Origin of the sequence: Bifidobacterium pullorum DSM 20433, from assembly GCF_000771405.1 — a bacterium.
GTDB classification, from domain to species: domain Bacteria; phylum Actinomycetota; class Actinomycetes; order Actinomycetales; family Bifidobacteriaceae; genus Bifidobacterium; species Bifidobacterium pullorum.
Genome location: NZ_JDUI01000003.1, coordinates 99529 through 125561, shown reverse-complemented (window position 1 = coordinate 125561; position 26033 = coordinate 99529). Strand labels below are relative to the sequence as shown.

Below are 26033 nucleotides of genomic sequence, written 5' to 3'. Positions count from 1 at the left end.
GATCCGATGGCAGGGTTGTTCATCTCGTTCGAGGGGGTTGACGGCGTGGGTAAAACCACGCAGGCCACACGGTTGCGCGAACACGCCCTGTCGCTGGGGTTTGAGGTTGTGGTGACCCGCGAGCCCGGCGGCACGCCGTTGGGCAAGGCCCTGCGCCAGCTGCTGCTGCACGGCGTTCCCGAGGGGGCGGCCGACATCGCGCCGCGCGCCGAGGCCCTGATCTTCGCCGCCGACCGTGCGCAGCATGTGGCGGAGAAGATCCGGCCGGCATTGGAACGCGGAACCGTTGTCATCACCGACCGGTATCTCGATTCGTCGTTGGCCTACCAGGCGGGCGGACGCGAGCTGACGCCTGCCGAGATCCGGGATCTCAGTCTGTGGGCCACAAACGGCCTGTTGCCTGATCGCACATACCTGCTGGACATGGACCCGTCACGGTCGCACGAACGGCTGACCCATAGCGCCGACCGCATGGAATCCGCTGGCGGCGACTTCCAGCAGCGCACGCGGAATGCGTTCCTGGAGCTGGCGCAGTCCGAACCCGATCGGTTCCGCGTCGTCGATGCGGCACGGACCGTCGACGAGGTGTGGGACGTCATCCGCGCCGACTTCGACGCCCTGCTGGCCTCCCGGACCGCCTCGGTTGACGAGGGGCGCAGCGTCATGCCGGGCAGTGGCTCGTTCGCCGCTCCGGTTCCGCACGCCGGAGGTGCGCGATGAGTGTCTGGGACGCCATCGTCGGTCAGCGCCAGGTGGTCGGTCAGCTGAGCGCCATCGCCGCCGGCGATCCGAAATCCATCGCGCAGTCCTGGCTGATCTGCGGTCCTCCCGGATCCGGCCGGTCCAACATGGCGCGGGCGTTCGCCGCGGCGCTGGAAAGCCCCGATCACGGTCTGGGCGAGGTCTCCACGCGTGTTACGGAGCAGGTGATGGCCGGCACCCATCCGGATGTCACCGTGCTGGCCACCAACAAGGTCACCATCGGCATCGATGAAGTGCGTGGGCTGATCGCCAAGTCCGAACAGATGCCCAGCACGGCGCCATGGCGGATCATCATCATCGAGGATGTGGACCGCATGCTCGAACGCACCACGAACGTGCTGCTCAAGGAAATCGAGGAGCCGAGCGAGCATACGATCTGGCTGCTGTGCGCGCCCAGCGCGCAGGATGTGCTGCCGACGATCCGCTCCCGCACCCGCATCGTCAACCTGGCGGTGCCGTCCACGCAGGCGGTGGCCGATTTCCTGCAGCACAACGACGGCGTCGACGCCCATCTGGCGGCAAGGGCGGCACGTCTGTCCGAGGGGCATATCGGGGTGGCGCGTCTCTATGCCACGCAGGAACGGGTCATGGCCGACCGCGACGAATTGGTCGTGGGCGTGCTGAACCTCAGGCGAGCCTCGGAGGCCGTGCTGCTGGCCGGCCGGCTCATCGACAATGCGCAGGGGCAGGCGCAGGATGATGTGAACAGGCAGGCCGCGGCGGCGGAGGCCGATTTCCGGCGCGTCAACGGCCTGGGGGAGAAGGACCGCATCCCACCCGCGCTGCGTGGCGCATACAACGCCATCGCCAAGAAGGACGAGCTCAAACGGCGGGCGACCCGCCGCAGCCGTGACGTGTTGGACCGTGCGCTCAACTCGGTGGCCAGCATCTACCGTGATGTGGCCGTGCTGCAGAACAACGCCGAGGAAGCGGTCGGGCTGATCAACCTGGAGAACCGGACCGCCATCACCGAACTGTCGGTGAAACTGAGCCGGGCGGATGCGGTGCGGCGGCTGGAGGACATCGCCACGGCGCGGCGCAGGCTCAACGGCAACGGCAACCCCACGCTGGTGTTCGAGGCCCTGTTCTGCGCGTTGATGCCGTAAGGCGGTTCGCACTACTTCGGGATTCAGATGGCGAACGGCCATTTTCCGGGCGTCGTGTGTTGAAACCCGAAGTAGTACGAACCTATACTTGGGGCATGAGAGTCACAGCTGATTTCACCATCATCCCGGACGTGTTCGCCAAGGCGGCGGACCCCGAATACAAGATCGACGGCACGCCTGTCGTGTCGTTCCCGTTCTACATCGAGGATTTCGACAAATCCCGCATCAAGTATCTGCACTGGGAGTTCGTGGACCCCGATTCGATCCCCGTATGCGGATTCGAATGGATTCACTGGTCGGTGGCCAACCTGCCCGTGGATGCGCTGATGTTCGATTTCAACGATTCTCGCGCGCTGCAGATTCCGCCGGACTTCTCCCGCCAGATGCCCGCAATGATCCCCGAGGCCGTGCAGGGCCGCACCTCGGCGGCCTCGCGGTTCGTGGGCGATAAGGATCCGGCCGTCACGATGCGGTACAACGGGCCGAACCCGCCGGACCAGGACCACGAGTACTACCTGCATGTGTGGGGCACGGCCAAGCCGTTGCCGGGGCTGAACCAGGGCTTCTGGCTCAACGAGCTGCAGCATGCCATCCGCGACTGCGGCGAAACCCCTGAGCAGGCCGGCATCTTCCTGATCGGCAAGGCCTGAACGCATGGCTGCCGCGGGCGGCGGGACGCCGGCTGTGGCAGTCGCGGGTGGAATCTCGCCTCGGTCCGCATGGCGTCCATATGGCAGCCGTATGGCGTTCGTGTAACGTCCGCATGACGCCCGTATGGTGTCATATGGCGTCCGTATGGCGTCCGCACGACGCCCGCATGACGCCCGCATGACGTCCATGTGGCGTCGTGCCCGTGCCGTCACCGGCCGCCGCTCGTGTCCGCTGGACCATTGGTCTAGAATCGTGGGGGTTCATCGTTTTCCCCACAGGGGATCCAGCAGACGCGTGAAAGGAAGTACCAGCAAATGGCCTGCACCACGATTCTGGTCGGCAAGGACGCCAGCTATGACGGCTCCACGATCATCGCCCGCAACGAGGATTCGGCGAACGGCGAGTTCTGCCCGAAGCGTTTCATCGTCGTCAAGCCCGAGGAACAGCCGCGGCGGTACCGCAGCGTGCTGAGCCACGTGGAGATCGACCTGCCGGACGATCCGATGCGGTACACCGCCGTGCCGAATGCGGACTTGAAGGAGGGCATCTGGGGCGAGGCCGGTGTCAACGAGGCCAATGTGGCGATGAGCGCCACCGAGACCCTGACCACCAACGAGCGTGTGATCGGCGCCGATCCGTTCGTGGAGCTGCAGCCGGCCAAGGGCAAGGAGGGGGAGGACGGCTATGTGCCCGAGGTCCCCGGCGGCATCGGCGAGGAGGATTTCCTGACCCTGGTCCTGCCGTACGTCAAGACCGCGCGCGAGGGCGTGCTGCGTCTGGGCGCGCTGCTGGAGGAGTTCGGCACCTATGAGATGAACGGCGTCGCATTCTCCGATGTGGATGAGATCTGGTGGCTGGAGACCGTCGGCGGCCATCATTGGATCGCCAAGCGCGTGCCCGACGAGGCGTACGTCACGATGCCGAACCAGCTGGGCATCGACGAGTTCGACCTGGAGGACGCCCTGGGCGAGCAGGAGGACCACATGTGCTCCGCCGACATGGCCGAGTGGATCGCCGAGAACCATCTGGACCTGTCCGTGGAGGCGACCAGCCCGTTCAACCCGCGTGACGCGTTCGGCTCGCACTCCGACTCCGACCACGTGTACAACACGCCGCGCGCCTGGATCATGCAGCGCTTCCTCAACCCGTATGACGAGGTGTGGGATGGTCCGGACGCCGATCACAAGCCGATGAGCGACGACATCCCGTGGGCCCGCCAGCCGGAACGCAAGATCACGATCGAGGACGTCAAGTACGTGCTCAGCTCCCACTATCAGGGCACCCCGTACGATCCGTACGGCAAGATGGGCGACGAGCACACCCGTCACATGTTCCGCCCGATCGGCATCAACCGTCAGAGCCAGCTCGCGGTCATGCAGATCCGCCCGTATCGTCCGCAGGCCAGCCGCGCCCTGCAGTGGATCGCCTACGGTTCCAACCCGTTCAACACGCTCGTGCCGTTCTACGCGAACATCGATTCGACCCCGAAGTATCTGGAGGACACCACCACCCGCGTGACCACCGAGAACTTCTATTGGGAGAACCGCGTCATCGCCGCACTGTGTGACACCGCGTTCGCCGACACCGCCAACGCCGTGGAACGCTACCAGGAGAAGACCGGCGGCTGGGGACACCGCCATGTGGCGCAGACCGACGCCGCGATCGCGGATCTGCTCGCGTTCGAGCCGTTCGAGGCCGAGGCAGATGACGACGATCTGGACGATGTGCAGCCGATGGAGCCGGACGATATCATCGCCGCCGTGCGTAACGACGAGGTCCGCGCCGCGCTGACTGACGCCAACCAGAAGCTGGCCGACTTCCTCAAGGAGGAAACGGACAAGCTGCTCGACTCCGTGCTCTACACCACGAGCATGAAGATGAAGAACGGTTTCCACATGTCCGACTTCTGACGTCGTCCCGGAGCTTACGGCCCCATTCACGGACTCTGACACTTTTGTGACCTTGATGCATCGGTGTTTCCAACGTTTTTGGAAACCCAATGTGTCAGGGTCACACGTTATGCGCTGGTGTTCCCTCCCGGCGGTAGTCTGGTGCCATACCGTATGATCCCGCGTGAAAGGACGGCAATGACCGGTATCGAAGAGTTCACCAGCCAATACGGCCTGGTCAAGAAGATCGACGCGTTCGGCTATCTGGATTACCTCAAGTCCAATCCGGATGCGCCGCGCAAGTACGGCAAGGTCGTGCTGGTCACCGCGGACACCCCGCTCAAGGCTTCACGCGGCGAAGGCAAGACCACCACCACCATCGCCCTGATCGACGCGCTGAACGCGCGCGGCATCGACGCGGCCGCCGTGCTGCGCCAGCCGAGCATGGGCATCACCGCCGCCGGTTCCAAGGGTGGCGCGTCCGGCGGCGGCAAGGCGTCGCTGACCCACCCCGAGCTGATCGACTGGGGTCTGACCGGCGAGATGGCCGCCATCGCCGCCGCCCAGAACCTGCTGGTCTCCTTCGCGGAGAAGGCCGTGGACGAGGGGCGTCTGGACACGATCCTCGTGCCGCGCGTCTCCGAGGTGCCGTCGCGCTCGCTGCGTCAGATCACCGTGGACAGCGGCAAGAACAACGTCGCCGAGCGCGTGGTGCTGACCCCGACCTGCGAGATGATGCAGATCGTGGTGCTCTCCCGTTCGATGGATGAGATCGGCGAACGCGTGTCCGCGATGATCGCCGGCACCAAGGACGGCAAGCCGGTCACGTTCGGCGAGTTCATCGACCTGTGGCGCATCACCGGCATGCTGGCCGACGCCGTCAAGCCGGCGCTGACCGAGACCCTCAACGGCTCGCCGGTGTATGTGCACGGCGGTCCGTTCGCCAACGTGTCGCTCGGCATCCCGACGCTGGTTTCGGTGGAGATGGCGTGCGCGCTGCACGACGTGGTGATCGTGGAGGCCGGCTACGGCGCCGACGCGGGCGCGCAGAAGTGGCTCGACATCGCCTGCCGCGAGTATGGCGCGCAGTGGCCGTCCGCCGCCGTGGTCGTGACCCGCGCCTCCACCTGGCGCGACGATCCGGCGCTGTCGTGGCGCTATCCGTTCCATGTGCAGCGTCTGGAGAGCTATGACATCCCGACTTTCCCGCTGATCAACCTGTGGGAGGGCGAGGACGACCAGATCGAGGCGCTGAAGGCGACCGCGGCGGAGCAGGAGTTCCGCGAGCCGATTCTGGGCAATCTGTTCCGTGACGGCGGCGAGGCCCTGGCCCCGCAGCTCGACGGCTTCATCGACGCGCTGACGAATGCGCCGAATGCCGCGCAGTTCCACAGCCGTAAGGGCATGGAGCTGGTGGAGAACGTCAAGTGGATCGCCAAGAGCGCCTACGGCGTGCCCGAAGAGCGCATCCTGCTCAAGGACGGCTTCGCCGAGTCGTTGGTCTCCGCGCGCGAGCTGTGCAAGCAGGCGGGCATCAATCTGGATGATCTGGCCGTGGTGGCGGTCAAGTCGCCGGCCACGATGACCGATGACGATTCCAAGCCGGAGGAGGAGCGCACGGTGACGCTCAAGAAGGTCGAGGTGCATGCGGGTGCCGGCGTGGTGCACGTGAACCTGACCACGTCACTGACCACCCCGATGCCGAAGATCGTCTGATCTTCCCCCCTAATAGTGCGGCCTCCCTCCCCTGACGGGGCGGGAGGCCGTTTCGCTTACGGACTCTGGCGGGCTTAGAAGTTGCCGCCGTTCCAGCCCCAGTCGGTGGTGGCCGTATAGCGGATGTAGGTGCGGTCCTGCGGGATGCCGAGCTCCTGCTCCAGCGCGGCCATGATCTGCTGGGTCAGCTTCTCCCAGGCGGAGCCGGGGACGGAGGAGCCGAAGACGTTGACCTCCACATAGGCGGCGGGCCGGGAGTCGTCGCCGCCGAAGTAGATGGGCATGTTGTCCTCGAACGGGCACATGAGCCAGCCCTCGGACTTGCCCGGCACCGCCGTGATGGCCTTGCCGTAGGCGGTCTTCAGCGCCTCGCGCTGCTCGGGCGTGGTGGGAACGGACACATGGGTATGGATGACGGGCATGGGAGCCTCCTTCTATCAGCTGCAATGATGCTTACCCGCCAGTGTAGTCCCGTATGCTGCATACGCGTTGACTTGTCGTTTTGTCCGAATCGGGGGATTCTTTCGATGGTAGCGTTCCCATAGAACCCAAAACGTAAGAATCCCCCGAATCGGACAAAAGGCGTGCGGGCGCCACCCGGTCACTGCCGCCTAGTTAAATGGGCGGATGTGAGAAAGCTTATTGAACAGTTGATGAAGTTCGGTGTGGTGGGCGTGATCGCCGCCGTCATCGACTTCGGCGTCCTGAATCTGCTGGTCGGCGTCTTCCATATGCACAACGTGATCGCCGGCACCATCTCGTTCCTGGTTTCGCTGGTCTTCAACTATCTGGCCAGCATGAAGTTCGTGTTCAAGCACCGTGAGGATATGGCCCGCTGGATGGAGATCCTCATCTTCGTCGGCGCGTCCCTCATCGGCCTGTTCATCAACGCGGCCATCATCTGGCTGTCCACCTACGGCATGAACCGCGATGCGTTCATCAGCCAGCACGCCGAGTACCTGCTGCGCACCAACGTCGGCAAGATCGTGGCCACGGTGGTGGTGGCTATCTGGAACTTCGTAATCCGCAAGTGGCTGCTGGATGATACGCACACCAACGCCATGAACCGGTTGAAGCGCGCGGACAACCGCCTGCCGGCCGAACAGCTGGAGGAGAAGTGGCAGAACAGCTTCTCCCACAAGCTGGGCGTGTGGTCGCTCGAACACACCCCCAAGGGCTGGCCGAAGTAACCCCGGTCCCTTAGCCTGTTCCGCCCGCGTCGGGAATCCATGCGGCGTGTTGTCGCATGCGGGCGACAACACGCCCTTTTGGCGGCGGCTTGGAGTGCGCGTTGTCATGTCCATGCGACAACACGCGCATCAGTGAGTGTCTTGGAGTGCGTGTTGTCGCAGCCGTATGACAACACGCACTCCGGCGTATGTGGGGGACCATCCGGGTGGCGGTCGGCCGTTGGCCGGCCGCCACAGCCGTAACGGCGCTCAGACCGCCAGTTCGGTCAGATCCGGGGTCTCGGTGCTTTCCTTGATCTGCTTGAAGCCCACGAACGCAATGGCCAGCGACGCCAGCGCCAGCACGGTCACCACCATGAACCCGCCATGCGCGCCGAACCGGTCGATGAACTGCCCGGCGATGGCGGAGCCGGCCGAGGAACCGATCGAATTCATCGCGCCCATCCAGGCCATGCCCTCGGTGAACCGGGTCGGCGGCACCAGATGCAGCATGAGCTGGTTGCCGTTCACCCACGTCGGGGCCTGGCATACGCCGATCAGCAGGTAGATGAGCATGATCACCCACAGGTGCTTGGCGAACAGGAACGATCCGATGCCGATGTTCACCACGGCCAGGCAGAAGTAGAAGCGCTTCCACAGCGGGATCCGCCAGTTCTTCGCCCCGTAGACGAGCGCGCCGATCAGCGAGCTGAACGAGAAGCAGGCGAACACGAATCCGGTGTACTGCTTCATGTTCTGTTCGGTGGCGAACGCGATGATCGAGATGGATGTGGCCGACTGGAACGCGCCGATGGAGAACCAGGTGACGCACACGGCGATCAGGCCGGCGCTGATGATCGACGCCTTGCCCTTGCTCTCATCCTCGTCCTTGCCGCGTAGCGCCGCGGCCTGCGCCGCCACGTGCGCGCGGTATTCGGCGCGGGTCATGCCGGCCTCGCGCGCCAGCTGCGTCTGCGACTTCGGCTCGGTGGTCAGTTCGGTCAGGAACATGAGCGCGCCGACGAGCACGCACACGCCGGTGAACGTGAACGAGAGCACGCCGGAGATCACGGCGAGCGTGGAGGCCAGCGGGTTGCCGATGACCCACATGCATTCGTCGAACACGCCGCACAGGCTCAACGCACGGTTGGTCTTCTCGGGCTGCCCCTTGAGCAGGTGCGTCCAGCGGCTGCGGTTCATCGCGCCCCACGGCGGAATCGCGGCCATGAACGGCACGATGCAGAACAGCACCCATTCCGGGGCGTGCGAGGTGATCGCCGTCACCAGCGAGAACGCGGCCACCATCCACACGCAGATCGTCGGAATCGAGACCTGACGCTGGCCGAACTTATCGACGAGTTTGCCGAGCATCGGGCTGGCGATGGCCAGCGAGATGGCCTGCACGGCGGTCAGCGCGCCCGCCAGCGAATAGTTGCCGTAGTAATGCTGCACGGAGATCGTGATCGTCATGCCGACCATCGGGAACGGCATGCAGGCGATGACCGCGCCGATGGCGTACCGTGCGGTGTGGGGTATGCGCAGAAGCTCGGCGTACCCGCCGAACACGCGACTGCCGACATCCTTGATGCCGGCGATGACAGGATTGGCCATAATCGTCTCTCTTCGAATGACTGATGTGCGCCCGGAATGAAACACCGTCAGTCTAACGTTGTCCTACAACCGACACGCTGTAGATTTGACGGTGAAGCCGGAAGTTTTCCGAACGTTCGGCCACATCGTCCCGAAGGAGTTTCAGATGCAGGCGACCACCATCCATTTCGTCCGCCACGGCGAGGTCCACAACCCCGGCCATGTGCTCTACGAGCGGCTCCCCGGCTTCCACCTGTCCGAGCGCGGCCGCCGCATGGCCGAGGCGACCGGCCGGTACATCGCCGCCAGCCCCCAGATGAACACGGCCGCCGCCGTCTACTCGTCGCCCCTGGACCGCACCCGCGAAACCGCGCAGGCCATCCTCTCGGCCCTCAACGAAACCCGCGCCACCCGTGGCGAATCGCCGCTCGAACTCAATACCGACCCCCGCATCATCGAAGCCGGCAACAACTTCCGCGGCAAACGGATCGGCCACGGCGAAGGCGCGCTGTGGCGCAACGGCAACTGGAAACTCGTCACCAACCTGTGGAAACCCAGCTGGGGCGAGAGCTACCGGCAGATCGCCGCACGCGTCGGCGCATTCGCCCAGGAGAAGGTCAAGGAGTACGCCGGCCGGCAAATCATCGTCGTCACCCACGAATCCCCGATCTGGTCCTACCGCCACCTGCTGGAAACCGGGCACCCCGAACACAACATGCTGCTGCGGCACACGGCGCTCGCCTCGGTCACGTCGATCACCTACGACTCGGACAGCGGCGATGTGATGAGCATCACCTATGTCGACCCTGCGGCCGACGTGCGGTGACGGCACAATGGAGGAAGACCGGAACCCGCGCGGGATGTGCCGACGCGCGTAACCGATTACAGTGAGACATGACACGATGGGCGAGCGTCGCCCGACGGCGAAGGAGCGAATATGGCAGCGGAATTCCATCTGGATGCGGCAGTGATCGATCGGGTTGCGGCGATGCCCGCCGTGCACGAGGCGGCGCGGGCCGCGACCGGACTGATCGCATTGTGGCCGCTGACCGATGCCACGCAGATGGACAACGACGCCAAGTACGCCGAGAACCTGCAGGTGCGCATCACGCGCACGATGGCCGCGATGAAGACCGGCGCGGATGTGACCATGCCCGACGCCGAATACGTGTACGAGGGGGCCGACTGGATTCCCGGGCGCCCGCAAACGATCGTGGACGCGCTGCTCGCCGCGAACGACGCGTACGACACGATGGCCGACTACAGCGAAACCGGCGACGTGACGCTGGTCGCCCAGGCGGCCGGAATCCTGGGGGACATCGGTCTGGCCGGCGACGGCGGCGTGAACGCCGTGCTGGAGGCCGTGGAGGCGCTGATCGCCCCGAAGGCCACCGACGAGGGGCATGTGCCGCCGAGCGGCGAGGAGGATGAGATCGCGCACCGGTTCGCGATCGTCATCGTGGCCTGCGACGCGCTGTTCCGCGCGTTGGCGGGGGAGGGTGCCGCCGAGGCGGCGCACGCCCTACCGGTGATTCTGTACGCCAACGAACTGGGGGAGCGCCTGGCGATCCCACGCGTGTGCATGGATACGGACGAGTTCCGCGGATTGCTGGATGCGGTGTCGGAGGCGGAGGACGCCGAGGCAGCGGCGATGGTGCTGGCCGAGACGGTCGCGCCGTTGGCGGCCGCCGAGTGGACGAAGCATCGCGAAGACGTGCTCTGGGATCCGGAGGAGGCCAAGAAGCGCGCCAAGGAGGAGGACGAGCGCAAAAGCAAGGAGGCGCTTGCCGCCAAGTTCGCGCACGTCAAGGATGACCCGACCAAGGAGACGGTCGAACTGTAGGCGATGGGCCTGCCGCGTCAGCGGCGTTTGTCGAAGCGGGCACCGGCTGGGTTGCTGGGCCAGGCCATGCAGACGGCGTAGGCGACGCCGGCGACGGTGGCGATGATCGACCCCAGCAGGATGAGATTGACCCCTTGCTCCACAATGTCCGGCACAAGGAACAGCACGAATACCGCCGCCATCGCACCCATGACGGATAGGGCCGAACCCAGCACGGTCAATCCCGCAAACGGGATCAGCCATGTCCCATTGAGATTGATGTCATGCAATCGGCGCACGCTGACCGCCAGCGAGGGAACCAGCAGCGCGAAGGACAGAATGCCCTGCACGGTGCCGACTATGCCGATATCGGACGCCGCGGTGAGCGCTCCCAAAACGGTTTCGGCGATGCCCATCATCAGCGTGGGCCACCAGAACTCGCTGCGTGAGGCACGCCCGGAGAACGTGGCGTAGTTGCGGAAGAACCGCTCGACGGCCTGGATCGGCGGACAGCCGGGATACGGGAGGTCGAGGGGATATGTGGCAGCGGCCGGCCGTCCGGAGACCGGGGCAATGGCGGTATTGCCCCGGTCCGGCGTCTCGGCCCCATACGAACCGGCGTCGGCGTCGTGTCGGGATTCACACGAGGGTCGATCGTTGTCGGACGGATCGTCGAACGGCACCTGATACTGGTCGCGCATGAGTGGCCTCCGCTAGTCGTTGGTTGCCGGCTATTGGTTCTGCGGCGCGAAGGGGTTGCCGCCTGTGGCGTACGGGTTGCTTCCCGACTGGGCGCCGGCGTTGTAGCCGGGGCCTTGCATCTGCGGATTCGCGGAATCGGCGTGCGGGGCATCGAAGCGTGCACCTTCCGGCTTCGGGGCGGCGCACATGAGCACCAGGCCGGAGACCAGGAAAATCAGGCCGCAAAGCGAACCGAACACGGACGGGCCGGCCATCGCTCCCAACTGGTTGACGAACATCTGGGTGGCCACATCCTCGTCGAGTCCGGAGGCCACATCCATCATCGTGTTGGTGAGCTGGTCGGTGGCGGGGACAAGGACCGTGTAGTTGATGATCTCGGAAATCACGTAGGGGATGCCGGGCAACAGCACCCACCAGCCGGACTTGTTCGAGTCGTGCAGACGGCGTACGGCCACGGCCAGATACGGCACGATGGTCGCCAGCGTCCACAGCACGCTCAGCACGGTGGGGATGGCCGCGGAAACAAGCATGAACATGCCGCCGACGAAGCCGATGGCGATATTGCACAGGACGAAGAACAGGATGACCCACCAGAACTCGCGGTGCGAGGCGCGGCCGGAGAACACGGTGTACTTCTTGAAGAAGCGCTTGACCGCATTGCCGAATGTGCAGCGGTAATCGGGCTGGTCGAGCGGCACCATGCCGATCGAGGCGTCGCCCGGCATGTATCCGGGAACGCCTTGGGGCAGCGGGGCGCCGTACTGCGGCGCCTGACCGTACGGGTTGGCGTACTGGCCCTGATACGGGTTGGCGTACGGAGCTCCCTGCGGCTGGGCGTAGGGGTTGCCGGTCGGTGGCTGTCCGGCGTAAGGCGCGCCTTGCTGCTGGACGTATGGGGCGCCGGCCTGGCCGCCGTCATAGGGGTGGGCGGGCTGTTGGCCGGTCGCCGCATTGGTCGTGCCGGCATACTGGCCGTACTGCGGGGTGGCCTGCTGGGGAGTCTGCTGGGCGTACTGCCCGTATTCGGGAGTCGGCGCGGACTGCTGCGCAGACGAGGTCGGTGTGGCATAGGCCCCGTATTCCGGCGCTGGCGTATAAGCCGGGGTCTGTGTTGCATCCGGCTGCGCGTGAATCGGTGTGGTCGGCGTATCCGCACTGGCGGTGTAAGAGTTCGGGAATTCCGTGGTGGGTGACGGTATAGGCTGGGTGGGCTGTTCCGGTTGCGGGTTTTGCTGATTGTTTTCGGGCGTGGCTCCGAACTGGTTGGGATCGGTCATGGTTCCCCTTTCATTGGCAGACGCTTTCCACCACCATTCTCTCAGATTTCGGGGTGTTCGGGGGCGTTCCGCTCACTCAGTAGGGGGATTATCCGCTCAGTTGGGAACCAGTGGGGGATTCCTGCGTCGAAATGCCGGCTTTTCGGACTCCCTCGGGCGGGGCCGCCCGGAAAAGTTTCCAACTGAATGGATAATCCCCCTACTGAGTGGAGACGGGTCAGTGTCCTTCGTCGACGAGGCTCGTCGTATCATCCACGCCCAGCAGCAGTCGTTCGGTCAGGGCCACCAGCCCCAGCAGAATCGCGGTCTCAGCCACCACCACCACGGCGGCGGAGAAGATCAGCGGCGTGCGAAACGAGTTGAACGCGGCCTGCAGCCAGATGCCCAGACCGTTGACGGCGCCGAGGTATTCGGCGGTCACGGCCGTGCCGAACACATAGGCGGCGGAGATGCGGATGCCGCCGAAGATCTGGCGTGCGGCCACGCGCAGCTTGACATGCCAGAGCGTCCAGGCGCGGGTGGCGCCGCAGGTCAGTGCCACATCCTCGTAGAACCGCGGCACGGCGTCGAGCCCGCGCGTGGTCTGCACGGCGATCGGGAACACGCCCAGCACGGCCACGAGCACGATCTTGCCGAACGGTTCGAACCCGAACCAGATGACGAACAACGGGGCGATTGTGATCAGCGGAATGGTCTGTGCAGCCACCAGCAATGGGCTGACCGCGCGGTTCAACATCTTCGACAGATACAGCCCGATGCCGATCAGCACGCCCGCCGCCACGGCGATCAGGAATCCGACGACCGCCTCCAGCGTGGTCACTGCGGCGGCATCCATCAGGTCGGGCCAGGTGCGGACCATCGAGGCGGCGATCTGGCTGGGGGCGGCCAGCGTGCGCTCGGAGACGCCGCCGACGCGCACGCACAGCTCCCATACCGCCAGCAACCCGCCGACGGTCAGCACGGGGGGCAGTGTCTTGGCCCACCATGGTTCGGTGCGATGCTCATGCATGTTGTGTCTCCTGATTATGTGCCTTGTGTTGCAGGTTCACGGTACCGCTGCCGCAAATGTGTTGTTTGCCGAGGTGTTTGGAGCCCTTGTGTTGCAGCTGTGTGGTGATCCTGCATCAAATGAGCCTTTTTGGGGGAGGCTTTGAGGCCCTTTTGTTGCACGGGCTTGCTGTTTATGCGTCAAAAGGGCCTCGCGGCCGGCCGTGAGTGCAGGGCAATCAGCCCAGATACTCGTTGGTGGCCAGGTCGGCGGCCTGAGGGGCGGCCGGCAGCGGCGAGCCGTCGGCATCCGTGTAGGTGCCGTTCTCGTAGAGGAAGTCGATGTAGTCCTGCGCGGCGTCGAGATCCACGGTGCCCGGCACGGAGTCCGGGTCATCGACGGTCCAATAGCCGCCGTCCACGATCTCCCGCATCGAAGCGCGGACGAGTTCCGGATCGAGCTGCGCCTCGCCGGCCTGCTCGACCAGGATGTCCGACGCCTCATCCGGGTGCGTCAAGGCGTAGTCGTAACCACGACGTGCCGCGCCGAGGAACCGTTCCAGCGCGTCGGCGTGGCCGGCATCCTGAAGCCAGGAATCGTTCACGGCGAACCCGAGCTGGTCCGGATTGCCCGGCACGCCCCAATCGGACGCCACGAAGCACTGCAGCGCAGGTCCGTTCAGCTCGCTTTCCACGTTCTCCCACGTCACGTAGAACCCGCCGAAATCGCCCTGGCCGTTGGTCAGCGCCTGGAACGTGTTCGTGCCGGCCGTGGCGGTCTCGAACTCGCCCGAACCGCCGGCGGTGCGGATCATCTGCCGCAGCACGGCGGTCTGCTCGGCCGAGCCGAAGCTCACGAAGGTCTTGCCATCGAAATCCTTCGGCGTGGAGATGTCGGCGCGCGAGGCGAGCGAGCACCAGCGAGCCACCGGCTGCTGCGTCAGGTCGAACACCATCTTCAGGTCCGCACCCTGCGCGTTGAATGCGGCCACGTTGCTCAACGTGGTAAACCCCACGTTCGCCACGCCGTTCTCCACCGAGGTTTCCGCCCCGGCCTGCGCTGTCGGCAGGATGGTCACGTCCACGCCCGCATCCTTGAAATAGCCGAGCTCCTGCGCCACATACAGGCCGATATGGTTGGTGTTCGGCGTCCAATCCAGCATGAACGAGATCTCCGCGTAGGCGTCCGAACCCCCATTGGTCGCCGTGGTTCCAGCCGAACAGGCCCCCGCCCCCATGACCAGCGCGAGCCCCGAAAGCAGCGCCGCAGCGCGCCGCAGCGCATGTGTGGCGGACAATCGCTTCACCCAGGAACCCAAGAAATGACGACGCACGGCACGCAGCGTCGCTTGTGTGAATGACGATCGTCTTGTGGTTGCCGGCTGGCGTGTATCGGACTGGGCTGTGGTTGCCGGCTGGCGTGTAGCGGACTGGGCTGTGGTTGCCGGCTGGCGTGTAGCGGACGGTTGCCTTAAGGCTTCCGTTCGCATGGTGTCCCGTGTTGTTGTCGTCCTCAACCTCATGTCATCACCTTGCCTTCCGCGCGGTTACGCGATACCTACGGCCCGAGGCGATGGAGGCGGGAAGGTGAGGAGCCCGCGCGTCGCATCGAACCGGCACCTGCCATGGTTCCTGCCGTCGGACGCGGCACAGGCCGGGCGTCGGACGCAGATCACCACCAAAGGTGCGTGAATTGTCGATGTGTGGCACGGTTGCTGCCACCAACCGCGCGAACCCTCCCAGTATATCCGCCCTAAGGATTTCCGGCCTGTCCGGCGGAGCCACCTTCTCAACTGTTGACTGGTGTGCGGGGCCGGCCCGTTTTCCGCCAGGTTTTCTACAGTGTCGAGTTTCAACTGTTGGATACTGTGCGCGGGATGGGCCTTTTCCGCCATCTTTTCTACTGGGCCATGTTCTCAACTGTTGATTGGTGTGCGGAGCCGGCTCGGTTTTCGCCACTTTTTCAACTGTTGACTAATGGAGTGAACCCCCTTGCCGGCCACGGCCGCAACACATGAAGGCGGCGGACGCCCCGCGTCCCGCACGCGCGGCACAATAGGGGCTATGACTGAAGCTGCAACCACTGAACCGACCGTCGACAAGCGCGACGACAAGCCCGAACTGCCCGAGAACGTCCGTGTGCGGTTCTGCCCCTCTCCGACCGGCACCCCGCATGTGGGCATGGTCCGCACCGCCCTGTTCAACTGGGCGGAGGCCCGCCACACCGGCGGCACCTTCGTGTTCCGCATCGAGGACACCGATGCCGCCCGCGACTCCGAGGAGAGCTACAACCAGATCCTCGACGCGCTGCGCTGGCTCGGCCTGGACTGGGACGAGGGCGTGGAGGTCGGCGGCCCGCACGGCCCGTACCGCCAGTCCGAGCGTTCCGCCATCTACAAGGACGTGGCCGCACGCCTGCTCGAGGCCGGGTACGCCTACGAGTCGTACTCGACGCCGGACGAGATTAAGGAGCGCAATATCGCCGCCGGCCGTCCGGCCGAGTTCGGCTATGACGGCTTCGATCGCGACCTGAGCGAGGAGCAGAAGGCCGCGTTCCGCGCGGAGGGCCGCCAGCCCGCGCTGCGCATCCGCATGCCCGATGAGGACATCGTGTTCGACGACCTGATCCGCGGCCGCATCGAGTTCAAGGCCGGTTCGGTGCCGGATTACGTGATCGTCCGCCCGAACGGCGACCCGCTGTACACGCTGACCAACCCGGTCGATGACGCGATGATGGACGTGAACGTGGTGCTGCGCGGTGAGGACCTGCTGAGCTCCACCCCGCGCCAGATCGTGCTCTACCGGTACCTGATGGAGCTGGGTGTGGCCAAGGAGATGCCGGTGTTCGGCCACATGCCGTACGTGATGGGCGAGGGCAAGAAGAAGCTCTCCAAGCGCGACCCGGAGTCGAACCTGTTCCTGCACCGCGAGAACGGCTTCATCCCCGAGGGTCTGCTCAACTATCTGGCGCTTCTGGGCTGGTCCATCGCTCCGGACCGCGACGTGTTCTCGATGCAGGAGATGATCGAGAAGTTCGACGTGCGCGACGTGAAGGCCAATCCCGCCCACTTCGACCTGGATAAGGCGATCTCGATCAACGCGGAGCACATCCGCATGCTCGACGCCGATGATTTCCTGCGCCGCTCCGTGCCGTACCTGCACCGCGACGGCGTGGTTTCGGCCGATGCATGGGATGCGCTGACCGACCGTGAGCGCGAGGTGCTGACCGCCGCCGCCCCGCTGGTCCAGCCGCGCGTGCGCCTGCTGGGTGAGGTGTCCGGCATGGCCGGTTCGCTGCTGTCGACCGAGGGGTACATCGAGCCGGATGCGGACGCCCGCAAGCAGCTGAAGGATTCCGCCGGCGACGTGCTCGACAAGGCGATCGAGGCGCTGCGCGGCGTGGATGAGGCCGATTGGAAGGCCGAGCCGCTGCATGAGCTGCTCGACAAGGCGCTGGTGGAGGAGGGCGGCTACAAGCCGCGTCTGGCGTACGGCCCGGTGCGCGTGGCGATGTCCGGCCGTCGCGTGTCCCCGCCGCTGTTCGAGTCGATGGAGATCGTCGGCAAGGCCGTGTCCATCGCCCGTCTGGAGGGCCTGCGCGCCCACCTGTGATTGACGCGCGCCCGCCGCTCCGGCATAGTCCGGCTGCGGCGGGTTTTTCTGTATCCGTGGTTCCGCTGCGGTGTCTGCTCGTGGCACGTCCTGCGGAGACGCTGCGTTCCGGTAGTCACCTTTTGCTTGTCGATTGTCAAGCAAAAGGTGACTGGATGGTTGGTTGGTGCGCCCCACCATCACGTCCGGCGGCGTGTTGTCAGAAGGTTGCGGGCACTGTCTCGAAGGATTGGTGCAAATCGTTGGAAAATAAGGCGACACGCCGTAAGTTGCGCAGGTGCGGAAACCTCTGTATATTAAACATCTGTTGCCGCTCAGCGAGCAGCAAGAAAACAGAACAGAGCCCCCATCGTCTAGCGGTCTAGGACTACGCCCTCTCACGGCGCCAACACCGGTTCAAATCCGGTTGGGGGTACGAAGACGACGCAGCTGTTAGTTGCAGTCGCCTCCCATTGGGGTGTGGTGTAATTGGCAACACAGCTGATTCTGGTTCAGCCATTCTTGGTTCGAGTCCAGGCACCCCAGCCAAGGACCCTCGCAGTAGCGAGGGTTTTTTGTTATCCACCGTGAGGCGCGGCGGACTGCACATTGCCGTGCGAGTGGTCTACCCTGTAAGCATGAGCGAACAACAGCACGGTGAGAAAGCCACGCAGTCCTCGCGCCCGCGTATCCGCCCGGCCGATGCCGCCGATGGGCGTCCGGTCTCCGTGTCCGCGCGATTGGGCCGGCTGCAGTTTCACGAGTCCGGTAAATTCCGCGTGTTGCAGTTCGCCGACATCCAGGACGGTCCGAAGGTCTCGTCCGACACGATCCGCCTGATCGAGGCCTCGTTGGACGCCACGCGGCCCGATGTCGTGATCTTCACCGGCAACCAGGTCGCCGGGTATGACACGGCCTATGCCGATACCTTCCGTAAGCGCCGCTGGTCGGGCGGATTCGCGGCGGTCAAGTCCGCCGACCGTCGCGCCGCGGAGCGCCGTGCCGCCGATCTGGAGCGTACGCGCGAGAAGGTGCGCGGCATGATCGGCCAGTTTACGGCGCCGCTCGCGGAGCGCGGCATCCCGTGGGCGGTGACCTACGGCAACCATGATTTCCAGTGCGGCTTGGACAATGCCGAATTGGATGCGATCTACCGGGAATTCCCCGGATGTCTGAACCCGGAATCCACGGCCGCCAGCGCGGACCATCCGCGTACGATGCCGGGGTCCGGTCTGCCTGACCAGTTGGTGTACCCGTGCGAGCCGGGCACGTTCGCCCTGCCGGTGTCGGATGTGGACCACACCCATACGGTGTTGGGGCTGGTGTTGCTGGATTCGGGCGACTACGCGCGCTCCGGGGGGTACGGTGCGCCGTCCGGCAAGGGGTTCTCGTTCCTGCGCAGGGTGCCGGAGCTGTTGGGGGAGCAGTCGATGCTGTTTCAGCATATGGCGATGCCGCAGTATTACGATCTGCTGCGCGAGGTTCCCGCGAACGCGGCGAACGCGATTCAAGGCTACCGTGCGTTTGATGGACACAGCTACGTGCTGGATGAGACGAAAACCGAGCCCGGCAGCTACCTGGGCGAGGGCATCAGCTGCCCGGACCATGATTACGGCGAGTTCGCGCTGCTGAAGGAGACCCGCGGATACTTCGCCGTGGCGGTCGGCCATGATCATCGCAACGGGTTCGTCGGCGCGCATAACGGCATCATGCTGGTGGCCACGCCGACCTGCGGGTTCGGCTCGTATGGTCCGGTGCCGGAGAAACGTGCCGCCCGTCTGTTCGAGTTCGATATCCGGCATCCGCATGAGCCGCGCACGCAGCTGCTGGAATTCGGCGACCTGGTGGGCAAGCCGAACTCCAAGAAGGCGTATGTGTACGGCATGACCAGCGTCAAGCCGGATGCCGAAGGCATGGATCTGCTGCATAAGCCGGGCATATGGTCCTGGCTGGCGGGAATCGTCCGTCGCCGTAAGGCGCGCTGAGCGTGACCAAAACCGGCCGGGATTGGCCGGGACCGGCAAGGTAGCCGGAAGGCCCCGGTCGGAGTCAACCAGGGCCTTCCGAAATACATGGAATCAGTAAGGGTCAGCGGCTGGTGCTGGCCTTGACCAGTGCGTCGGTCAGATACTTGCCTGCGGCCATGACCAGCGGTGCGTAGCGACGCCCGGGTGCGGCGCCCATACGGCTGTTGGGGCCGGAGATGGAGATGGCGGCGATGACCTGTCCGGAGGCGTTGCGGATCGGCGCGGACACCGAGCACACGCCCTCGTCGCGTTCGTTGATCGATTCGGCCCATCCGCGCTTGCGCACGGCGGCGAGCTTGGCGGCGGTGAACTTGGCGTGGCGCAGGCCCTGGTGCAGCCGTTCCGAATCCTCCCAGGCCAGCAGGATCTGCGCGGCCGAGCCGGCCTCCATCGACAGCATGGCGCCCACCGGAATCGAATCCCTCAGGCCGGAGGCGCGTTCCACGGCGGCGATGCACACGCGCTGGTCGCCCTGACGACGGTAGATCTGCGCCGACTCGCCGGTGCGGTCCAGCAGGGTCTGCAGCATCGGACCGGCGGCGGTGAGCAGGCGATCCTCGCCGGCGGCCGCGGCCAGCTCGGCGAACCGCGAGCCGAGCGTGAACCGCCCGTGCTGGTCGCGCAGGACGAAACGATGCCGCTCCAACGCAATCGCCAGACGGTGTGCGGTCGGCCGCGCCAAACCGGTTGCGGAGACCAGCTGCGCCAGCGTGGCGGGGCCGGATTCCAGCGCATCCAGGATCTTGACGGTTTTATCGAGCACGCCGACGCCGGAGTGGATCTCGTTATCCGGGACAACATTGAGCGCGGACTCGGCGGTCTGATCCGCAATCTGGTCAGTGGTGTTGGAAGCAGTCATACATTGGATTATGCCATCTCATATTTCGAAACGCAAAAGTTCGCGCCCCCGTTCAGGCTCCATACTCGTACAGGAGAGGCCATGTGGATACCGCATGGCTGAAGTTTTTTTACGGTGAGAAACCCAAAACGGTTGACACCAAAGGAGACTTGGAATATGGGAAGTACGTTGGCCGAAAAGGTCTGGGCCGACCATCTGGTACGCAAGGGTGACGATGGCGCGCCCGATCTGCTGTACATCGACCTGATGCTGATGCACGAAGTCACCAGCCCGCAGGCGTTCGAGGGACTGCGTCTGGCCGGACGCAAGCCGCGCCACGTCGATCAGTTGATCGCCACCGAGGACCACAACACGCCCACCGTGGACATCGACCGTCCGAACCCGGACGAGACGAGCGCCACGCAGCTGACCACGCTGGAACGCAACTGCGAGGAATTCGGCGTGCGCCTGCACCCGCTGGGAGACGCCGACCAGGGCATCGTGCACGCCTTCGCCCCGATCCTGGGCCTGACCCAGCCGGGCATGACCATCGTATGCGGCGACTCGCACACCTCCACGCACGGCGCGTTCGGCGCGCTCGCGTTCGGCATCGGCACCTCCGAGGTCGAGCACGTGATGGCCACGCAGACCCTGAGCCTCAAGCCGTTCAAGACCATGGCCGTGAACGTGGAGGGCGAGCTGCCCGAAGGCGTGACCGCCAAGGACATCATCCTGGCCATCATCGCCAAGATCGGCACCGGCGGCGGCCAGGGCCACGTGATCGAATACCGTGGCGAGGCCATCCGCAAACTCTCGATGGACGCGCGCATGACGATCTGCAACATGTCGATCGAGGCGGGCGCCCGCGCCGGCATGATCGCCCCCGACGAGGTGACCTTCGAGTACCTGAAGGGCCGTCCGCACGCGCCGGAGGGTGAGATGTGGGACAAGGCCGTCGAATACTGGAAGACGCTGAAAACCGACGACGACGCCGTGTTCGACAAGGAGGTGACGCTGAACGCCGCCGACCTGCAGCCGTTCGTGACCTGGGGCACGAACCCGGGCCAGGGCGCGCCGATCACCGCCACGGTGCCGGTTCCGGAACAGATCGCCGACGAGACCGCGCGCAACGCAGCCGCCTCCGCGCTCAAGTACATGGGGCTGGAACCAGGCACGCCGATCAAGGACATCCCGGTGGACACGGTGTTCATCGGATCGTGCACGAACGGCCGCATCGAGGACCTGCGCGAGGCCGCCGCGATCATGAAGGGCCATCACAAGGCCGAGTCGATCCACCGTGTGCTGGTGGTACCGGCCTCCTCCCGCGTGCGCCTGCAGGCGGAGAAGGAAGGGCTGGACCGGATCTTCAAGGACTTCGGCGCCGAGTGGCGCAACGCCGGCTGCTCGATGTGCCTGGGCATGAACCCGGACAAGCTGGTGCCGGGCGAACGCTGCATCTCCACCTCGAACCGCAACTTCGAAGGCCGGCAGGGCAAGGGCGGCCGCACGCATCTGGCGTCTCCCGCCGTGGCCGCCGCCACCGCCATCCGCGGCACCATCTCCTGCCCCGCCGATCTGTAAAGGATAAAGACTGATGGAAAAGCTGACTGTTGTTACCGGCGTGGGCGTGCCGCTGCGCCGTTCGAACGTGGACACCGACCAGATCATCCCCGCCGTGTTCCTGAAGCGCGTGACCAAGACCGGCTTCGACGACGCCCTGTTCTACGCGTGGCGCCGCGATCCGGACTTCATTCTGAACAAGCCCGAGTATGCGGGCAAGGGCCGCATCCTGGTGGCCGGGCCGGACTTCGGCATCGGCTCCTCCCGCGAGCACGCGGTGTGGGCCCTGCACGACTACGGTTTCCGCGTGGTCATCTCCCCGCGCTTCGCGGACATCTTCTACGGCAACACCGCCAAGAACGGCGTGCTGGCGGCCATCATGCCGCAGGAGTCCGTGGAGCTGCTGTGGAAGCTGCTCGAGGAGGAGCCCGGCCGCGAGATGAACGTGGATCTGGGCGAGCGCACCGTGACCTGCGGTGATGTGACGCTGCCGTTCGAGGTCAACGACTACACCCGTTGGCGTCTGATGAACGGCTACGACGACATCGACCTGACGCTGCAGCACGAGGACGAGATCGCCGCGTACGAGAAGATGCGCGCCGAGAAGTTCCCGTTCAAGCCCAAGACGATTCCGGCCAAGCATCTGCCGGAGGAGCCAGTCGAATCCGCGCGTGACGTGGAGTATCCGGACTGGCAGGGGCCGCTGAGCGCTCGCTGATCGGTATGATCGGGCCGGCCGGGCCGGCATTGACGTGACCGCGTCGTGACTGCGGATTCGCCTGAGGCGGGTCTGTGGTCGCGGCGCGGTTTTGTGTTGGGCGGAGGATGACGTTCCACTTCGGGGTATGTGGTGGGAGCGGATGCCGAATGGCATAGTACGGGGGTTACGGGGGTGTGGGCGGGTTCCGCGTGTGTGTCGAGACCGCCGTATTCAAGGAATTTAGCGGTGTTGTTGCGATGGAGCAATGGGGGATGGGCCCGCGCGGAACCCTCGTGTCGACATAATGTCGGGGGTGTTAGGGTGGTCGAGGGGGGTATGTAAAACGGTATGTACATCAACCACAGTTTCGATGAAGGGGAGCCGCGATGGCTGAAACCGGTCACGCTGAACTGTTCAGCCGCAGGGAGAGGTCGTACCTGGCCTCGCTGCCTGCGGTCGAACGCGTGACCGAAGGACGTATCTACTACAACGACGCCTTCAAGCAGGAGTGCGTCCGTCGGTACCGTGCCGGCGAGTCCGCCACCCACATCTTCGATGAGGCGGGCATGCCGTCGCAGTTGATCGGGCAGAAGCGCATCGAACGGTCGATCGCCCGCTGGAACAAATCCGTTCCCGGCGGGGAGGATCGGGGACGCATCAGCCCACGTCACACGACGGCCGTCGCCGAACCGACGCTGACGGATATGGCGGCCTGCATACAGCGCATCGAGGAACGTCTCGCCTGCATCGAATCCCGTCTGGACCGACTCGGCGGGGAGGGCGCGGAGCCATACGGGCTTGACACTACGACCAGGGGAACCATCACGGCGGCGCAACCGGTGCCGTCGGAACGCTAAGGAGAGAATATGAGGAAGCTACGCTCAGTAGTCGCGGCGTTGGCGGCGGTGGCCTGCCTGTATGTGCCGTCCGCGGCGGCGGAACCGGCTTCGACGTCGGACCCGGTGCCGCCGGCGGTGGTTGCGCCGACGCAGACGGAGGACCAGACCGAGACGCCGACCGGTGACGAGGAGGTTGCCGGCGACGCAGAAACGCCGGATCAGGCGACCGACGAGACGCCCGCCGAGACCGTCGACGAGACGCCGAAGCAGGACGCCGACGTGGTGGAGGAGCAGCCCGACGGCACGGTGACGCTCGACCAGACGCTGACCTACGCGAACGACGAGTACACCGTCGACGTGACGGTGCGCGGCGACGCCGTGGTCTCGGACGCCGAGGCACCCGCCGCCGACGCGGTGATCTCCGACGCCTCCGGCGATCTGGCGATGACCGTGGACGTGCTCGACGAAAGCCAGCCGGAGTGGCAGGCCGTCGAGGACTACGCCGAATCCAAGGATGATGCCGGCGACGTGCTCAACGTGACCGCGCTGGACTTCGGATTCACCTACCAGGGACAGGCCCTGGACGTGTCGGGCTGCGAGCTCAGCGCCACGGTCGCTCCGACCGCCGCGCTGGTCGCCGCCGGTGCCGCTCCGAAGGCGGCCGCCGAAGCGGAGACCGGCGTGGAGGTCACCGCGCTGAACGGCGCGACCGAGGAACTCGGCACCGTGATGGTGGCGCAGAACGAGGACGAGACGAAGACGCTGGACGTGACGTTGGACAGCGCCGCGCCGGTGCTGGGCCTGACCGCCAACTCGGCGTCCAACCCGCACTTCACCGTGCAGTACTACGCGTACCTTGACGTGGCCACGAGAGACAATGGTGGCGTTCTGGAGATTATCAATACCGACAATGGCGGCAACAGCCTAGGCGGAAAGCTCCCCACTAATGCTGAGGGCGCTGGTGTGTCGACTACTAGCTTGAGTCTTGCGGATGCCGGCAATGGCAGGTACAAAATCGAAACCGAAACGAAACTCACCGAGCTATACACCGCCAACAAGTACAAATACTTTGAAGCGCCGAGCCTGCCGTACATGAATATCTTCAGTGATAACGACAACTATACGGTCAACGAGGTCTGGGTACTCAAGCACGGCAAGAACGCAAACAGCACTAATCGTGAGGATTGGAGTATTTACGACGATCCCGACGGTCTTACTTTTACCAACAGTGAGAGTTCGGCTGGTGAAAATGCCATTGTTATTGATGACAACACGGTGATTCGTCTTGTCGCGAACACCACGACGGACACGTACAACAACGCCGCCACGTTCTATGACTATGACATCACTGATGACGGCAGGCACACGTGGGATGAAGTGAGCCAACAACATGGTATCAATAGCCCCGGCAACTACACGGGCAGTGGTGCCAAGCTGCTCTTCGGCAATGCCAACACGGGCATCGGTCTCGAAGGTAAGAACTATAGCACCGGTCAGGTCTGGGGAGTGGAGTGGACGGATAAAGACGGGAAAAGCAATTATCTCAACCAGTATAACCATCTCGGAGGTGGTAAGAACGGTGCTACGTTCGGCTTGGTGACCGGTCTCGACTCCGAAGGCCATATTCAATATGCTGACGGTGTCAATGCGCCCAACCTGTTCGACGACGGCAATGCGACGGGCAAGACTATTTATGACGATTTGTCTCTGGGCTTCAATCGCTCTGGTGACACCTATACGCTTACCGCGGTGAATGGTACCGAACTGACCGGGCTGGAGTACTTCAACAATCCTCAAACTCCCGGCCAGGCTCCCTATGACCATATCTGGACCAACAACTTCTGGCCTATGGATGGACACGCCGGTAAAGACGGTCTTACGGGAGATTACCGAGGCGAGGGGGACTACGTCGGATTCGGCGGCAACAATCAATACCCGACCAGCGACGACGGCCACGCCCACAACAACATGTTCGGCATGCAGTATACGGTCGAGTTCGAGCTGACCGAGGACTACGTCGGTCCGCTGGAGTACTACTTCTTCGGCGACGACGATATGTGGGTCTTCCTTGATGGCAGGCTTGTCTGCGATATCGGCGGCGTGCACAGCTCCATCGGCGAGTACGTCAACCTGTGGGACTACATCAAGAAGGGCAACGCTGGCAAGCACACGCTCAAGTTCTACTATACCGAGCGCGGTCTGTCCGGCTCCACCTGCTACATGCAGTTCACGCTGCCGTCGGTCTCCTCGGTGCCGGTCAAACACGACACCGGTCAGCTGAAAATTCTGAAGCAGGTCGTCGGCACCGAAAATGAGAACCTGAAGTTCTCGTTCGATGTCAAGCTGACCGATGCCGACGAAAACCCGCTTATCGATAAGTATTCGATCATGCGCTATACCGCGGATGGCAGCCCGTTGGGTGCCGAGCTGATTCAAGGTGGCCAGGGCTCCTTCGAGCTCAAGGCAGACGAATACGTGATTATCGACTACCTGCCGTATGGCACCAAGTACACCATCGAGGAAACCGGCGATCCAGACGGTTACACGGTCAGTAACCAGGTGGACGGTGCGGAGGTCGTTTATGGCGTGACTGCCAAAGGCGAGATTCTGGATGGCCAGAACGGCTATGTCGTGTTCACCAACACGTTCCGGCCGATGTTGCCCAACACCGGTGGTTCCGGCGTCTGGGCGCTGAGTATCGGCGGACTCACGCTGATGACGTTCGCCGTGGTGTACGGCGTGCGCCGCAGGAATCAGGCAATCAATCTGGCGCGGTCCTGAACGGGCTGCACACATACCTAATGGGG

At 64.5% G+C, this 26033-nt stretch carries 21 protein-coding genes and 2 tRNA genes; 16 read left to right on the top strand and 7 right to left on the bottom strand.

Annotated elements, in window-relative coordinates:
- The first annotated feature begins 6 nt into the window (after positions 1–6).
- The 5 genes from tmk (at position 7) to OU11_RS02975 (ending at position 6124) form a co-directional block, all read left to right on the top strand.
- Positions 7–720 (top strand): dTMP kinase, encoded by a 714-nt coding sequence (gene tmk / locus OU11_RS02995; protein WP_033514411.1) that lies wholly within the window; start codon positions 7–9, stop codon positions 718–720.
- Complete coding sequence (locus tag OU11_RS02990) at positions 717–1868, top strand: DNA polymerase III subunit delta' (RefSeq protein ID WP_033514410.1); 1152 nt, start codon at positions 717–719, stop codon at positions 1866–1868. Before tmk ends, OU11_RS02990 begins: the two co-directional genes overlap by 4 nt.
- Positions 1869–1963: 95 nt before the next feature.
- Positions 1964–2518 (top strand): YbhB/YbcL family Raf kinase inhibitor-like protein, encoded by a 555-nt coding sequence (locus OU11_RS02985; protein ID WP_033514409.1) that lies wholly within the window; start codon positions 1964–1966, stop codon positions 2516–2518.
- 315 nt (positions 2519–2833) lie between these two features.
- Complete coding sequence (locus OU11_RS02980) at positions 2834–4429, top strand: C69 family dipeptidase (protein WP_033514408.1); 1596 nt, start codon at positions 2834–2836, stop codon at positions 4427–4429.
- Positions 4430–4606: 177 nt separating this feature from the next.
- Positions 4607–6124, top strand: a complete 1518-nt coding sequence (locus OU11_RS02975) for a formate--tetrahydrofolate ligase (RefSeq protein WP_033514407.1) — start codon at positions 4607–4609, stop codon at positions 6122–6124.
- Positions 6125–6198: 74 nt separating this feature from the next.
- Here OU11_RS02975 and OU11_RS02970 read toward each other — a convergent pair whose 3' ends face one another.
- Positions 6199–6546 carry a phenylpyruvate tautomerase MIF-related protein gene (locus OU11_RS02970; RefSeq protein ID WP_033514406.1) on the bottom strand — a complete coding sequence of 116 codons (348 nt, stop codon included), beginning with the start codon at positions 6544–6546 and terminating at the stop codon, positions 6199–6201.
- Positions 6547–6777: 231 nt separating this feature from the next.
- Between OU11_RS02970 and OU11_RS02965 the strand changes: the two genes are divergently transcribed.
- Positions 6778–7314, top strand: coding sequence for a GtrA family protein (locus tag OU11_RS02965; RefSeq protein ID WP_081963412.1), 537 nt, complete (start codon positions 6778–6780; stop codon positions 7312–7314).
- Positions 7315–7563: 249 nt separating this feature from the next.
- On the opposite strand, the gene OU11_RS02960 is transcribed toward OU11_RS02965, so the two are convergent.
- A complete protein-coding gene (locus OU11_RS02960) occupies positions 7564–8904 on the bottom strand; it encodes an MFS transporter (protein ID WP_033514404.1) in 1341 nt (446 codons plus the stop codon).
- A gap of 145 nt (positions 8905–9049) precedes the next feature.
- On the opposite strand from OU11_RS02960, the gene OU11_RS02955 reads away from it, so the two are divergent.
- Entirely contained in the window at positions 9050–9709 is a 660-nt protein-coding gene (locus OU11_RS02955; protein ID WP_033514403.1) for a histidine phosphatase family protein, read from the top strand.
- A gap of 111 nt (positions 9710–9820) precedes the next feature.
- Positions 9821–10726 (top strand): hypothetical protein, encoded by a 906-nt coding sequence (locus OU11_RS02950; protein ID WP_033514402.1) that lies wholly within the window; start codon positions 9821–9823, stop codon positions 10724–10726.
- Positions 10727–10743: 17 nt separating this feature from the next.
- Here OU11_RS02950 and OU11_RS08615 read toward each other — a convergent pair whose 3' ends face one another.
- The 4 genes from OU11_RS08615 to OU11_RS02930 all read right to left on the bottom strand — a co-directional run bounded on the left by OU11_RS08615 (position 10744) and on the right by OU11_RS02930 (position 15005).
- Positions 10744–11406, bottom strand: a complete 663-nt coding sequence (locus OU11_RS08615) for a DUF805 domain-containing protein (RefSeq protein ID WP_034887814.1) — start codon at positions 11404–11406, stop codon at positions 10744–10746.
- A gap of 30 nt (positions 11407–11436) precedes the next feature.
- Positions 11437–12684, bottom strand: a complete 1248-nt coding sequence (locus OU11_RS08775; RefSeq protein ID WP_052122577.1) for a DUF805 domain-containing protein — start codon at positions 12682–12684, stop codon at positions 11437–11439.
- A gap of 217 nt (positions 12685–12901) precedes the next feature.
- Positions 12902–13693: an ABC transporter permease gene (locus tag OU11_RS02935; protein ID WP_033514401.1), complete on the bottom strand. Its 792-nt coding sequence runs from the start codon at positions 13691–13693 to the stop codon at positions 12902–12904.
- Between the two features lie 217 nt (positions 13694–13910).
- Positions 13911–15005, bottom strand: coding sequence for an ABC transporter substrate-binding protein (locus tag OU11_RS02930; RefSeq protein ID WP_223224081.1), 1095 nt, complete (start codon positions 15003–15005; stop codon positions 13911–13913).
- Between the two features lie 730 nt (positions 15006–15735).
- On the opposite strand from OU11_RS02930, the gene gltX reads away from it, so the two are divergent.
- The 4 genes from gltX (at position 15736) to OU11_RS02910 (ending at position 19247) form a co-directional block, all read left to right on the top strand.
- Positions 15736–17283, top strand: a complete 1548-nt coding sequence (gltX, locus tag OU11_RS02925; RefSeq protein ID WP_033514399.1) for a glutamate--tRNA ligase — start codon at positions 15736–15738, stop codon at positions 17281–17283.
- A gap of 342 nt (positions 17284–17625) precedes the next feature.
- Positions 17626–17698 (top strand) — tRNA-Glu (locus OU11_RS02920).
- Between the two features lie 38 nt (positions 17699–17736).
- A tRNA-Gln gene (locus OU11_RS02915) sits at positions 17737–17811 on the top strand.
- An 89-nt stretch (positions 17812–17900) separates the two neighbouring features.
- Positions 17901–19247: a metallophosphoesterase family protein gene (locus OU11_RS02910; protein WP_033514398.1), complete on the top strand. Its 1347-nt coding sequence runs from the start codon at positions 17901–17903 to the stop codon at positions 19245–19247.
- Between the two features lie 103 nt (positions 19248–19350).
- Here the strand turns inward: OU11_RS02910 and OU11_RS02905 are convergent, their stop codons facing one another.
- Positions 19351–20148, bottom strand: coding sequence for an IclR family transcriptional regulator (locus OU11_RS02905; RefSeq protein WP_033514397.1), 798 nt, complete (start codon positions 20146–20148; stop codon positions 19351–19353).
- Between the two features lie 156 nt (positions 20149–20304).
- Between OU11_RS02905 and leuC the strand changes: the two genes are divergently transcribed.
- The 4 genes from leuC (at position 20305) to OU11_RS08765 (ending at position 26007) form a co-directional block, all read left to right on the top strand.
- On the top strand, positions 20305–21708 hold the full coding sequence (gene leuC, locus OU11_RS02900; protein ID WP_033514396.1) for a 3-isopropylmalate dehydratase large subunit: 1404 nt from the start codon (positions 20305–20307) through the stop codon (positions 21706–21708).
- A gap of 13 nt (positions 21709–21721) precedes the next feature.
- Entirely contained in the window at positions 21722–22405 is a 684-nt protein-coding gene (gene leuD / locus OU11_RS02895; RefSeq protein WP_033514395.1) for a 3-isopropylmalate dehydratase small subunit, read from the top strand.
- A 368-nt stretch (positions 22406–22773) separates the two neighbouring features.
- The gene (locus tag OU11_RS08770; protein ID WP_052122576.1) at positions 22774–23244 is read left to right on the top strand and encodes a hypothetical protein; all 471 of its coding nucleotides are present in this window, start codon (positions 22774–22776) and stop codon (positions 23242–23244) included.
- 48 nt (positions 23245–23292) lie between these two features.
- Complete coding sequence (locus OU11_RS08765) at positions 23293–26007, top strand: DUF7601 domain-containing protein (protein ID WP_223224086.1); 2715 nt, start codon at positions 23293–23295, stop codon at positions 26005–26007.
- Positions 26008–26033 lie beyond the last annotated feature (26 nt).